This is a genomic window from Methanoregula sp. (genome assembly GCA_041645435.1).
GTDB lineage: Archaea > Halobacteriota > Methanomicrobia > Methanomicrobiales > Methanospirillaceae > Methanoregula.
The window spans coordinates 411,609-424,430 of sequence record JBAZQB010000002.1; the positions used below are offsets into that span (position 1 = coordinate 411,609).

Below are 12,822 nucleotides of genomic sequence, written 5' to 3' on the forward strand. Positions count from 1 at the left end.
CTCTCCCTGCGTTCACTCCAGGGATGTGCAGAACCAAATTATGGGGAGCAAAGCATGATTGTTGAACTGTTCATTCTTGCCATACTCGTGCTTCTTACCGGCACAATCTTCCCCCTTGTTTTTGCATTGTCAAACCGGAGAGCCGTACGGACGATCTCCCTGTCATGCGTAATCGGAGCTTCCATTCTGCTGGCAGGTCTTTCGCTTATAGCCTTGCTTTCCGGTGGAAAAGAGTATTTTACTCTCTACCAACCCTTCCCGACCATTTCCCTTTCGTTTGCGATCGACCGGCTCGCTTCATTTTTCCTGCTTATCATTGCGGTCGTATCGGGATGTGTTGCCCTCTACTTTACCGAATACATTGAGCATATGGACGGGCAGTCCCGCAGGAACCTTCTCTGCGGCTGCACGAGTCTTTTTATTCTCGCAATGATGCTTGTCGTTGCCTCGGCAAACACGCTCTCATTCTTCTTCTCCTGGGAACTGATGGCCGCGAGTTCCTTTTTCCTCGTCATGTACGAGTATTCGCAACCTGAATCAAGGAAAGCCGGGATCTTCTATTTTGTGCTGACCCAGTTGTCATCCCTGTTTATCCTGCTGGGAATCATCGTTCTCTTTGTTATCACCGGTTCGTTTGCATTTCTGCCCCTGACAACTGCATCAGCGCCTCTCGTCACCATTGCATTCCTCGCTCTTTTTACTGGTTTTTCCATCAAGGCAGGGATCATACCGTTCCACAAGTGGCTGCCCTATGCTCACCCGGCAAGCCCGTCGCCGATCTCCGCTCTCATGTCCGGTGTTATGCTCAAGATCGCCGTGTACGGTCTTGTGCGTTTCCTGCTGGATGTATTCACACCGGATCTCTGGTGGGGCGTGCTGATCCTCGCCGCTGGTACCGCATCGGCAGTGCTCGGCATCATCTATGCATTAAAAGAGCATGACGTCAAGGGAATGCTCGCCTATTCGAGCATAGAGAATATCGGGATTATCTTTACCGGTATCGGTCTGTCAGTAATCTTTACTGCCAGCAATCTCCCCCTGCTTGCAACCCTCAGCCTGCTGGGTGCGCTTTTCCATTCCCTGAACCATGCCATGTTCAAGAGCCTGCTCTTCCTCACCGCGGGGTCTGTTGTGTCGGCAACCCACACGCGGGATATCGAGCATATGGGGGGACTTGCCCGAAGGATGCCGGTTACCTCTGCGCTCTTTTTTGTCGGTGCAGTCTCGATAGCTGCATTACCCCCCTTGAACGGATTTGCCAGCGAGATCCTGATCTTTATCTCCTTCTTCTCCTCAGTTGCCGTGATGGATCCGCTTTTCAAGGTCCTCCTCTTCATCTGCCTTGCCCTGTTTGCCCTGACCAGTGCGCTCTCGGCAGCGTGTTTTGTCAAGGCGTTTGGATCGATCTTCCTTGCCCTCCCGCGTTCTCCTGAGAGCGCCGCTGCCCGCGAAGTTCCCCGCGCCATGCTGATCGGGCCGGGTATCCTTGCGGCAGCCTGCATTCTTCTGGGAGTCTGCGCCCTCCAGATCTTTGCAGTCGTTGGTTTTGCTGTTCCCCTGCCGGATATGCTGCTGGTCAGCCTGTTGCTCATTGGTATGGCAGCACTAACATATGCGGTTCTGTATTTCACTGCTTCCCGGGAAGTACGGGTGAGCGAGACATGGGGGTGCGGGACGCTCTCGCAGCAGGCATCGGCAGAATACAGCGGTCACGGTTTCTCAGAACCTCTCGACATCATCTTCTCGTCTATCTATCGCACCCGGACAACCAATGAACGGGTATTCTTTGACCAGAAGAACTGCATCTTCAAGGAAGGTACCGGCGAGATCCGTCTCTTAAAAGTATTCGAAGAATACCTCTATCGCCCCATAGCACGGCAATCCATGAAAGCAGCTGACACCATAGCACGCTTCCAGAACGGGTGCCTTGACACGTATCTCCTCTATGTCTTTATCACGGTCATTGCCCTGATCCTTTTCCTCGGGTGGTTTGCATGAACCTGGATTTTTTCCTCTATCTTGTGATCAATACGCTTGTCGTCATTGCAGTCTCGCCCCTCTTTGTCAGCCTGATCAAAAAAGTGAAAGCCTGGACACAGGGACGGCAGGGTCCGTCCGTTCTCCAGACCTACTTTACCCTGGTAAAACTGTTAAAAAAGGAAGTCATCTACTCCCCCAACTCCTCGCGGATCATGCGGGTCACCCCGCTCGTTACGATGGCTGCGATCCTTGTTGCAGCCCTCTTTGTCCCGCTGGTCTTTGTGCCCGAACCTGTCGGGGGTATTGGCAACATCATCCTGTTCCTGTACCTGCTTGCGCTGGCCCGGTTCTTTATGGCGCTCGCGGGTCTGGATGCCGGCAGTTCCTTTGGGGGTATGGGCAGTTCCCGGGAGATGAGCATCTCATCAATCATCGAACCCACGACCATTATCGTCTTTGCCGCCCTCGCATTTGTCTTTAAAACGCTCAATATCTTCGATATGTTCGCACTGACAGCCGCAGCCGGGTCACCAGCCACACCGACCCTGATCCTGATCGGCATCTCATTGTTCATCATCCTCATTGTCGAGACCTCCCGGATACCGGTCGATAATCCTGAGACGCATCTCGAACTTACCATGATCCACGAGGGCATGATACTCGAACAGTCAGGCAGGAACCTTGCCCTCATGGAACTATCAGCCGCTGTCAAGATGACGGTCCTTATGGCACTCCTCATCAACCTGATCGTTCCCTTCGGGCTTGCAACGACCCTCACCGTTGCCGGGATTCTTATCGCCATAATTGTGTTAGTGGTAAAAGGATCGATCCTTGCCGGAATAATCGGGCTCTTCGAATCGTCAATGGCAAAGAAACGGTTCTTCCAGCTCCCCAGTCTTTTTGCCATGGCATTCTTCTTCTCAACCCTGATCATCATCATCGAGGTGTTCTCATGATCGATACGGCCATCGTTGTCGGGATCATCAGGATCCTGTTTGTATGCATCATCATTACGGCGGCCTACATCATCTCGACACGCAACCTGCTCTCCGTGGTATCAGTGTATGCCCTCCAGAGTCTGACCCTGGTCGGCATCGCGCTTGCGCTCTGGTCGCTGGAGGGATCCCTGGTTCTCCTGGCGATAGCCGTAGTTACGTTTGTCAGCAAGGTCATCATCATCCCGTACTTCATTGCAACCATCCAGGAAAAGATCCGGATCAAGCGGGATATCGAGTTCCATTACCTGAATCCCACCACCTCGCTGCTCATTTCGATGGCACTGATGCTGGTGATCTACATGGCGCTCGTACGAATACTGGAGGGAACACCGGCACGGGAGAGCCTCTTTTTCTTTGGCGCCGTGCTGGGGATCTCCCTGATGCTGATGGGTATGATGGTGACGTTCAGTCGTAAGCGGGCGATCACAAAAGTGCTGGGATTCCTCTCCATGGAAAACGGGGTGCTCCTCTTTGGTATGTTTGTCACTGAACTCCCGTTCATCATAGAGTTTTTGATCATCATCGACCTTATCATCCTCGTTATCCTGACAACGATCTTATCGGTCGGTATCGACTCAACTCTTGAGGATTATCACAAACGTCTCCACCGCTTCCATCTCTTGGAAGAAGAGGAGGAGGTCTCATGATCCTGATCGCATTTGTCCTGGTGTCGGTGCTCTCGCTTATCATCATCGCAGCTACCCGGAACCACCGGCAGATGAACACCGTGTGTATCATCCAGGCACTGCTCTTTGCTGCGCTCGCTGTCTACATTGCACTCTTCCAGCAGGTGCCGGTGGTGTCGTTTCTTGTCGGGAGCCAGTACTTCTTCATCGATCACCTCGGGCTTTTTGAAGTGCTGATCGCTACGATCATCTTTGCCTGCGCAGCGGTCTATGCCCGGGGGTATGTTGAAGGACTCCTGGAGAGCGGGGAACTGGAAAAAGGCAGTCTCAAGCTCTTCTATGTGGCATGGGTTCTGCTCCTCATGGTCATTGTCCTTGCCTTCCTGTCCGATAATCTCGCACTGTTCTGGATCTTTGCCGAACTGACTACCATCATCTCTGCGATGCTCATTGCCATCCTTGCCGCCCGCGAGAATATCGATGCAGCAATCAAGTATATTTTCGTAGCATCAGTTTCCATGCTTTTTGCGTTTGTCGGGTTCATTTTCCTTTTCGAGATATCGCGGGTCTATCTTGGCACCGGCACCCTGAACTGGACCGTGCTGATGCAGCATGCGGCCGGTTTTTCCCCCGGCATGATGATCGCTTCCTTTGTGCTCGTCTTTATCGGGTTTGCCGCAAAGTCCGGTATCTTCCCGTTCCATACCTGGCTGCCTGAAGCCCATGCCAAAGCTCCATCGGCTGTCAGTGCCATTCTTTCGGGGGTACTGTTGAATGTGGGTATCTACGGGATCATCCGGGTGTACGCACTTGTGCACCAGACGACGGCCGTTGCAACGATTGCGCCTCTGATTGCGGTGTTTGGCATTCTCACCATCGGAATTTCTGCGTTCTCCATGCTCCCCCAGAAAAACTTAAAAAAACTGGTGGCATTCTCCAGCGTGGAGAACATGGGGATTATGCTGGTGGGGCTTGCCATCTCCACCCCGGTCGCTCTTTTCTGGGTACTCTTCCACATCATGGCACATTCCCTGACAAAGGCATCGCTCTTCTTCTCCTCCGGTATCCTGCACCGGCAGTACCGGAGCCGGTTCTCGGCCGATGCAGCGGATGAGATCAAGGATGTGTTCCGGCTCCAGCCGCTGGCCGCATGGGGAATTGTTCTCGGAGGGCTTGCGATCATCGGTATGCCCCCGTTTCCTATCTTCTTCTCCGAATTCTTCATCCTGCTGCAGCTGGGTGCAGTCTCCCTGGAGGTGCTTGCGGTGATACTCGTCCTCCTGTTCATTGCCGCCGCCGCACTGGGATACTTTGTGCTCACGAGCTTTACGCAGGTCACTGAACCCGGTACTCCCTCCGATATAATTCCTTACCAGACGCCTGCCAGTATGAAGATCCCCATCGTCATCCTGCTGGCGCTCCTTGTGGCTATCGGGATCACGCTTCCTGCCGGGGGCATGGCATTCCTCAACCAGATCGTAATGGAGCTGAAATTCTGATGACTTCAGAGCAGGATATCGGGATACGGGCGGCACAGGAATTTCTTGGCGCAGCTGCCCTCGCTGACCGGCTCAGCACCGGGCCGAATAACGAACAGTATGTGCTCGTTGAAGAACCGGAATTTGAGAACGCGGTTGCGCACCTGGCGGCCAATAAGTTCGTGCTGATCGGCCTCTTCTGCTGCGAAGGCTTTGCCAAAAACGCTGCACACACGCTCTTCTACGTCTTCGAACGGCGCACCAGCATCCTGGTGCTGGTCCGTAACATCAGCGGGAACGCAACCACCATCGCGTGTATCTATCCCTCTGCATCCTGGTTCGAACGGGAATGCCGTGACGGGTTTGGCGTGGAGTTCGAGGGGGCATTCGATACCCGCCGGCTCTTCCTGCACGAGACGTACCCGGAGGGTTTCCACCCGCTGAAAAAAGCGTTCAGGAATGCGCCCGTTGTCACCCGGGCAACCATCGATCCCGCGGAAGAATACCCGTTCCGGCCGGTGAGCGGCGAAGGCGTGTACCAGGTACCGGTCGGCCCGGTCCATGCCGGGATCATCGAGCCCGGGCACTTCCGGTTCAGCGTTATCGGCGAGACGATCTTCAATCTCGAGTGCCGGATGTTCTACAAGCACCGGGGGATCGAGAAGCTGGCGGAAGGAAAACTGCCCGGGGACTGCCTGAAGATTGCCGAGGCGGTAAGCGGCGATGAATCGGTGGCAAATACCACGGCGTTCTGCATGGCAGTCGAACAGATCTGCCAGACCCCGGTCCCGGAACGGGCCTGGTACCTGCGGACGATCCTCCTTGAACTGGAACGGGTCTGCTCGCATCTCGGGGACCAGGCGGGAATGCTCGTGGATGTGGCCTTCCCGCTGGGTGCCAACCAGTTCTCGGTGCTGCGCGAGGAATGTTTCCGCGAGCATGACCGCCTGACCGGTTCCCGGTTCCTGCGGGAAATGATCGCTCCCGGCGGGCTGAGCCGGGACATTGCGAAACCGGAGCTCGTCGAACTCGCTGCATTCGTGCACCGGGTACGGAAAGGGTACAGGGTCGGCCTGAAGATCGTGCTCTCCACCGCATCGGTGATCGACCGGTTTGCGACCACGGGCGTGATCCGCCCCGCCCTGCTGCGCCCGCTCAATATCACCGGCCCGTCAGCGCGGGCCTCCGGTGGGAAGGTGGATGTCCGGATCAACCACCCGTATGGGATCTACGGACAGTTCGCCCCGAAACCGCAGCGGCTCCGGGACGGGGATGTCCTCTCCCGGTTTACGGTCAAGGCTTCGGAGATCATGGACTCGCTCGAGCTGATCGAACGGCTGATCGCAGCGACTCCCGAGGGAACGATAAGCACAACGCCGGAGATTAAGGATGGTTATACCCTTGCCATCGTTGAATCCGCCCGGGGCCAGAACCTCTGCTGGGTCTGGATCAGAGGCGGTGCGATCGAGCGGTACAAGGTACGGACCGCCTCGTTCTGCAACTGGCTGGCAATCGAGCATGCAGTGCAGGGCAATATCGTCCCGGATTTCCCGGTGATCAACAAGAGCATGAATCTCTCGTACGCGGGAACCGACCTGTGAGGTGAAAGTATGGTAAACGCATTAACCTGCCTGCTCAAAAAGAAAGTGACGGAAGAGACGCCGGTGCGGGATGATGAGGTCGAGGCAACCGGTCGCGCGATCAAAACGGAGATCGATGCGGTGTTCGGCCGGAGCCTTGCGATCCGCGAACTGGATACCGGCAGCGACAATGCTGCGGAGATCGAGATCAACAATCTCACCAACCCGCTGTATGATGTGGAGCGTTTCGGTATCACCTTTGTTGCTTCGCCCCGGCATGCCGATGTCCTGATCGTGACCGGTGCCGTTACACACAACATGGCGATCGCAGCAAAAAAGACCTACGATGCCATGCCGTCTCCCAAGTTCGTTATCGCGGTCGGGGACGATGCATGTAATGGGGGTATTTTTGCCGGAACCTATGCGGTTCTTGGCGGTGCTGAAAAGATTTTTCCCGTTGACATGAAGATCCCGGGCAATCCCCCCACCCCCCTCCAGATCCTCACCGGCCTGCTGGCGCTGATGAAGAAGGCCCGCGAGCACTGACTGCCTGAATAGTACGCAAAAAACCTCTTTTTTTGTCCGGCTTTCAGGCCTATCCTATATATTCCCGGAGGATAACCGGATACCCGTATGAGACCGGTACGCAAATGGGGGCCCGGGCCCTACCCGGTTGCCGTCATCCACGGGGGCCCGGGTGCCCCGGGGGAGATGGCGCACGTGGCACGGGAACTCTCTGCGGCAAAGGGCGTGCTTGAACCCTTCCAGACCGAGACAACCCTCGAAGGGCAGGTCCAGGAGCTGCGCTCGGTGCTGGCAGAGCAGGGCCAGGTACCGGTCACCCTCATCGGGTTCTCATGGGGAGCGTTTCTCTCGTGGATGGTGGCTGCACGCTACCCTGCTCTCGTCAGGAAACTGATCCTGGTCAGCAGCGCACCGTTCGAGGACCGGTATGCGACCGCCATCACAAAGACCCGGCTGGACCGGCTCAAACCAAAGGAACGTGCTGAAGCGCAGTCCATTCTTAAGCAGATGGAGTCTGCCTCAACCCCGAACAAGGACGCTCTTCTGGGGAGACTGGGATGTCTCCTTGCACACGCAGATGCCTTCGATCCGATCTCGCTGGAGGACGACTCGTTCCACTGCCAGTACGATGTGTTCAAGGGAGTCTGGGACGAGGCTTCAGAAAAGCGGAAGAGCCAGGTCCTCCTCCACTTGGCTCATTCGATCCAATGCCCGGTGGTTGCGATTCATGGCGACTATGACCCTCACCCGTTCGAGGGCGTCAAGGAACCGCTCACCCGGGAACTTGCCGATTTCAGGTTTATTCTTCTGAAGAAATGCGGCCACCGGCCATGGATCGAGCGCACTGCGGCTGAGGAATTTTTCGGGATTCTTGCTACGGAGATTTGAAAGAAGGGACAGGCCGGGATTGCCGGAATCTGTCATCATCATAATGCCGGGAACTATTGCCGGGAACTGTGTTGGACACGAACCCGGATAGTACGGGTATTGCTCTTTGGTGTGCATTTTCACAGCACCTTTTTGGTTCAAAGTTTGGTTCATTTTTTGGTTCATAATTTCCCGTTTTCCGGAATTTTTTTTAATCAGACTCTGCTTGAAAAATTTCAATCGCGATCATGGGGTGTTAGATAAGTTGCTAACTGTTGGATAATTATCCAACAGTTGGATAATTATCTAACAACAAAACATTTTCTCCGGCGTGAGGGTCCGGGCATATGTACCAGAGTCTGGTTAAAAAATTTCAAGAGGGGGCTGAGGGGTCGATTGAAAAAAAAATTTCAGAGATCGATTTTATTTTTTTTCGCGCGAAACGCGGATCAGGTTTTCTGCTCCAAAAGTACTAGCATAGTATCCAAATTTTTCATAAAAAAAATCGTAAGGATTATTGAAACGGCCAATCAAATGGAGGGGACCCCCACCCATTTTGCGCAAAGGTGACCCCCCCTCCAAAAAAAGAGGAGAGGGTGCCTACCACCCCACCACTTGAAAATATTTTGAACCGACCCTCCCCTCTTAGGCAAAGAGGGGATCCTACCCCCCCTTTTCTGCATAAATGCAACCATGTCTTCGCATGGAATTACGTCGGAGAGCATTTTTTGATTCAATCAGCGAGAGAGGGGAGGGTCCCCCATGTTGCTCAAGGGTAACCCCCCCCTCCAAAAAAAGAGGGGAGGTGCCTGACCACCCCTTCTCTTGAAAATATTTTGAACCGACCCTCCCCACTTAGGCTAAGAGGGGATCCGACCCCCCTCTTTTTGCATAGGGGCTGGCACGGCTTCGCATGGAATCACGTCGGAGAGCATTTTTCCGGTTGATCAGCGGGAGAGGGGAGGGTCCCCCATGTTGCTCAAAGGTAACCCTCCCCTCCAAAAAAAGAGGGGAGGTGCCTGACCACCCCTTGTCTTGAAAAAAGTTTGACCCCCACCCTCTTGGCAAAATGGGTGACCCTCCCCTTTTTTTAGAAATTTGGGGGGTCGTGAACTTTCAGCAATGCTAAAATGGTGAATAATAAGGAGGTTCCCCGCCTCAGGGCCTCTTCGAGGCACGGCGGGGCAGGGCGGTTTTTTAGTCGTTGAAACCGCCGCGGGGGCGTCCCTTCGGGGGCGGCGGCGTTCATCTCAATATCTGTAAAATGAGAATGCTCCTTTTATCTCACGTTTAATGTTAACACCATCTATATTGCAGTCGGCCAATCATGCTCGTAACGAGGTTCGAATCCATCTCCTCGCACTTTCCTAAAGGGATATAGTTATCTTTCATTTTGCCACCCGTCACTTTTGGTATCGGTTCTGATATCACTGTTCTGAAAAGTACGTAATAGTAACCTACTTCAAGTTAATTATTAGGAAACGTATATCGATGCTGAAAAAGTATAAAATGATAATGGAAAATTTGCAGCTTTCCAATTTTCAAGAAATTATTGATAATGACATAGAAATTTTATTTTCTGAACTTTCTTCAATAACAGTCGATAAAATAAGCTTATTGGTTACTATTGCAACTTTGTCTTTTTCTGGATATTATTCGAATTTAGGTAAAAGTTTTCCCGGTTGGATTCCAATTTGTTTAATAGTGATCATAACTTGGTCAATAAACGAAATTTCTACGAAATATTATAATTTTGAATCAAGTCAATTTTCTCAAGAATCTATTCAAAGCTTAAAGTCCGTTAATGATATTGAAAAGAAAATAATGATATATTCATTGGATTTAAGGTGCAAATTCTCGTTAATTAAGCCATTTTTAGAATCACTTACGGTAATAGTAATGATATATTATTTAATTATGTGCTATTATTTTGTTCAAATGGATCTGACCCTTTTTGAAAATAAAACAGGAATTTTCTTGACATCCGTCATTTTTGTAATGGCGGAAGTATTTTTAGTGGAATTGATTTTCCCTGAGACTCATATTATGAAATTTTGTTTAGAGAATCTAGAGAATCCATCTTTTATAAAAAAAATTGTTGATTTTATTATAGAAAAATTTCTGATAAGTGGCTTAAAAATTCAAGTCTATACTCTTCCGATACTCTTAATCTATCTTATGTTTGCGAATCAAATAAATCAAAATTTGATAGAATCATTAAATAATCCATTATTCGCAATTTTTCTAATTTCGCAATTCTTGTTATGGCTGATGTTATGGAATGTTTTTGCGATTGATGAAGTAAAAAATAACTTGAAGATGAAAATTAAATGGATGATTTCATTGAAAAAAGAAATATTTGAGCAACGAATCAACGTAGATAATCCTCCAATAGTATCTCAATCTACAATTGAAAAATACCAACTAGCAAATATATTTTCATATGAAACTTATTCGTTCCTTTTTTTCTTTTCAGATTTTTCAATTAATTACAACTTAAATCTTGCCTTAAAATCCCAAAATGAATTAATTAGGAATTTTTTAAAGATGAGGGTATAATTAAATATAAAAAATGGTACTCAAATGTATTTTTTCGGTATTTTTCAAATACTTTTCATTTCAATTTCCCACTGATCCAGCCGCTTCCTGACATGCTTATTCAACGTAAACGGCTTGTAACTTTCAGCATTCTTCTTCATGTAATGCAAACCATTTTTAGAGAGTCCTCGCTTCTTCCATTCCGAATATGGGATACCCAATATCTTATTTCGAATATCATCCGCATCCGGCCTGTTAATCGAATAACCAGGATTAACCAGATCAAGGTCTTTTTGTTTACCACGAGATAGTGTGCTAACTGCAAGGTCAACAACGAACCTGAACAACTCCTGCATATCATACGCAAGACTGTATTTCCCGATCTGCATCTCGTGAAGGAATCCATCATGAGCATCTAGGCCAACACTGTTATGGGCTCGGAGGCATTCCGCTTCAAGAAGAGAATACCCGTAATTGAGCATACAGTTGACCATATCAACCGATTGAGGGCGGGCGTTTTAAGATTAATCTCCTTCCCGCTCCGTATGCTGTCCTTAATGAACTTCAAAGCACTTCGACCAATACCCATTCGTTCCGCATCACATTGTCGAAGAGTTAGGATCTTCTGGACAATTGTTTGTTTTTCTCGGAATACCTGAGCATCTGTAACAAAGAGTGGTTGATCATCTATCTTGTTGGCCTCTTTACTACTCCCTCATCCCCCCAATCCTCTCCTCCAGCATCCTCCCATGCGACCCATTCCAGTACAGTTTCCCGCAGTTCTCGCACCAGAAGAACGACAACCCCCGCCAGTCCTTAGGTGCGTAATCGGCACCCGCGATCTCGCACTCGAACGCCTCCCGCACCCGGGTGTTGCAGAGCGAGCACCGGCTCATCGTGATCCGCCGTTTGATTAAACCGAGTTCCACGAGTTGCTGCACCTGCTCCATCACGTCTTCAGACCTGATCAGGATCGCCTGATCCTTCCCGCGCCGGGCAAGCTCGGCATCGCGGGTGAGCAGGATGCGGTGCTCCTGGAGGGCGAGCTCCAGCAGGAGGGTATCTTCCTTGGCATTGCCCTCCGCAAGCCCGTTTGCGCTGGTGGTATCGTATCCCATGAACCGCAGGTATCGCGTCAGGGTGCCGAGCATGCGGTCCGCAATGAAGCGGGGCTCGGGAGCCGGGCAGTGGCTGGCGGGAATGCCGGGTTCAGGAGACATGGCGCACGATCTCGATCTTTTCGCCACAGTTGGTGCACTGGTTGCCGTCCAGTGCGACAAACCGGCTGGAGAATCCCTGCCGCTCGATGAGGGTCGTATTACATTTGGGACAGTACGTGTTCTCGTAGGAATTGCGGGGCACATTGCCCAGGTAGGGGAACCTCAGTCCTAATGCTTTTGCTTTTTTGTAGATCTTTTCCAGAGTCGCGACCGGGGTTGCCCCCCGGTCGAGCATCTTGTAATCCGGGTGGAATGCGGAGAAGTGCATTGGTGTCTCGGGGCCGAGGTTTTCTATTACCCAGCGGATCAGCTTCTCCTGCTCCTCCATGCTGTCATTGAGGCCCGGTATCACCAGCGTGACCGTCTCGACATGCATGCCCAGTTCTTTGGCAAGCTGTGCCGAGTCGAGCACCGGCTGGAGCTTCCCCCCGCAGATCTTTTTGTAGAAGTCGTCGGTGAATGCCTTGAGATCCACCCGGAATGCCCCGAGCATCGGTGAAATCTCACGGAGTGCTTCGTCCGTGATGTACCCGTTTGTTACGTAAATGGTACCGAGCCCCTTTGCCCTTGCAAGGGTGCCCATATCCAATGCGTATTCGTGCCAGATCGTAGGCTCGTTGTAGGTCCACGAGATGCTCTGGCTTCCGCTCGCAATCGCCCGCCTCACGCCTTCTGCCGGTGCCAGCTCGCGGAGCATCGCGCCTTCGAGTTCCGCCCGGGAGATATGCCAGTTCTGGCAGTGCTCGCAGTGGAAGTTACAGCCAATAGATCCCAGCGAGTACGACAGGGTGCCGGGCAGGTAGTGAAAAAGAGGTTTTTTCTCGATCGGATCAACTGCCTCTGCACTGATCTTCCCGTAGGTCATCGCCTTAAGCGATCCCTGTTCATTCATCCGCACGCCACAGATACCATGCTTCCCGTCATTGATCGTGCAGCGGTGGCTGCACAGCGAGCACTTTACCGCATTATTCTCAAGTTTTGCGTACTGGCGTGCTTCGTGCATACCCTGC

General features: G+C 51.7%; 11 protein-coding genes. 8 read left to right on the forward strand and 3 right to left on the reverse strand.

The features are described from left to right. Window positions 1-54 precede the first annotated feature (54 nt). From WC593_05635 to WC593_05670, 8 genes are all read left to right on the forward strand, one after another. Window positions 55-1,998 (forward strand): proton-conducting transporter membrane subunit, encoded by a 1,944-nt coding sequence (locus WC593_05635; GenBank protein ID MFA4824624.1) that lies wholly within the window; start codon window positions 55-57, stop codon window positions 1,996-1,998. Next, window positions 1,995-2,936, forward strand: a complete 942-nt coding sequence (locus WC593_05640) for an NADH-quinone oxidoreductase subunit H (protein MFA4824625.1) — start codon at window positions 1,995-1,997, stop codon at window positions 2,934-2,936. The genes WC593_05635 and WC593_05640 overlap by 4 nt, the downstream gene beginning before the upstream one ends. Beyond that, complete coding sequence (locus WC593_05645; GenBank protein ID MFA4824626.1) at window positions 2,933-3,625, forward strand: hydrogenase subunit; 693 nt, start codon at window positions 2,933-2,935, stop codon at window positions 3,623-3,625. The genes WC593_05640 and WC593_05645 overlap by 4 nt, the downstream gene beginning before the upstream one ends. Next, complete coding sequence (locus WC593_05650; GenBank protein ID MFA4824627.1) at window positions 3,622-5,103, forward strand: proton-conducting transporter membrane subunit; 1,482 nt, start codon at window positions 3,622-3,624, stop codon at window positions 5,101-5,103. Before WC593_05645 ends, WC593_05650 begins: the two co-directional genes overlap by 4 nt. Next, the gene (locus WC593_05655) at window positions 5,103-6,683 is read left to right on the forward strand and encodes an NADH-quinone oxidoreductase subunit C (GenBank protein MFA4824628.1); all 1,581 of its coding nucleotides are present in this window, start codon (window positions 5,103-5,105) and stop codon (window positions 6,681-6,683) included. The genes WC593_05650 and WC593_05655 overlap by 1 nt, the downstream gene beginning before the upstream one ends. A gap of 9 nt (window positions 6,684-6,692) precedes the next feature. Beyond that, a complete protein-coding gene (locus tag WC593_05660) occupies window positions 6,693-7,208 on the forward strand; it encodes an NADH-quinone oxidoreductase subunit B family protein (GenBank protein ID MFA4824629.1) in 516 nt (171 codons plus the stop codon). A gap of 87 nt (window positions 7,209-7,295) precedes the next feature. Next, a complete protein-coding gene (locus WC593_05665) occupies window positions 7,296-8,075 on the forward strand; it encodes an alpha/beta hydrolase (GenBank protein MFA4824630.1) in 780 nt (259 codons plus the stop codon). A gap of 1,494 nt (window positions 8,076-9,569) precedes the next feature. Beyond that, on the forward strand, window positions 9,570-10,613 hold the full coding sequence (locus tag WC593_05670; GenBank protein MFA4824631.1) for a hypothetical protein: 1,044 nt from the start codon (window positions 9,570-9,572) through the stop codon (window positions 10,611-10,613). A gap of 44 nt (window positions 10,614-10,657) precedes the next feature. Here WC593_05670 and WC593_05675 read toward each other — a convergent pair whose 3' ends face one another. The 3 genes from WC593_05675 to amrS form a co-directional block, all read right to left on the reverse strand. Beyond that, the gene (locus WC593_05675; GenBank protein ID MFA4824632.1) at window positions 10,658-11,086 is read right to left on the reverse strand and encodes a CRISPR-associated endonuclease Cas1; all 429 of its coding nucleotides are present in this window, start codon (window positions 11,084-11,086) and stop codon (window positions 10,658-10,660) included. 213 nt (window positions 11,087-11,299) lie between these two features. Continuing rightward, window positions 11,300-11,812 carry a Mut7-C RNAse domain-containing protein gene (locus WC593_05680; GenBank protein ID MFA4824633.1) on the reverse strand — a complete coding sequence of 171 codons (513 nt, stop codon included), beginning with the start codon at window positions 11,810-11,812 and terminating at the stop codon, window positions 11,300-11,302. Beyond that, entirely contained in the window at window positions 11,802-12,815 is a 1,014-nt protein-coding gene (amrS, locus tag WC593_05685) for an AmmeMemoRadiSam system radical SAM enzyme (protein ID MFA4824634.1), read from the reverse strand. Before amrS ends, WC593_05680 begins: the two co-directional genes overlap by 11 nt. Window positions 12,816-12,822 lie beyond the last annotated feature (7 nt).

Coding starts and splice junctions, on each gene's coding strand:
- WC593_05665 (MFA4824630.1), top strand. CDS start 7,296: ATGAGACCGGTACGCAAATGGGGGCCCGGGCCCTACCCGGTTGCCGTC.
- WC593_05635 (MFA4824624.1), top strand. CDS start 55: ATGATTGTTGAACTGTTCATTCTTGCCATACTCGTGCTTCTTACCGGC.
- WC593_05640 (MFA4824625.1), top strand. CDS start 1,995: ATGAACCTGGATTTTTTCCTCTATCTTGTGATCAATACGCTTGTCGTC.
- amrS (MFA4824634.1), bottom strand. CDS start 12,815: ATGCACGAAGCACGCCAGTACGCAAAACTTGAGAATAATGCGGTAAAG.
- WC593_05670 (MFA4824631.1), top strand. CDS start 9,570: ATGGAAAATTTGCAGCTTTCCAATTTTCAAGAAATTATTGATAATGAC.
- WC593_05645 (MFA4824626.1), top strand. CDS start 2,933: ATGATCGATACGGCCATCGTTGTCGGGATCATCAGGATCCTGTTTGTA.
- WC593_05680 (MFA4824633.1), bottom strand. CDS start 11,812: ATGTCTCCTGAACCCGGCATTCCCGCCAGCCACTGCCCGGCTCCCGAG.
- WC593_05650 (MFA4824627.1), top strand. CDS start 3,622: ATGATCCTGATCGCATTTGTCCTGGTGTCGGTGCTCTCGCTTATCATC.
- WC593_05660 (MFA4824629.1), top strand. CDS start 6,693: ATGGTAAACGCATTAACCTGCCTGCTCAAAAAGAAAGTGACGGAAGAG.
- WC593_05675 (MFA4824632.1), bottom strand. CDS start 11,086: ATGGTCAACTGTATGCTCAATTACGGGTATTCTCTTCTTGAAGCGGAA.
- WC593_05655 (MFA4824628.1), top strand. CDS start 5,103: ATGACTTCAGAGCAGGATATCGGGATACGGGCGGCACAGGAATTTCTT.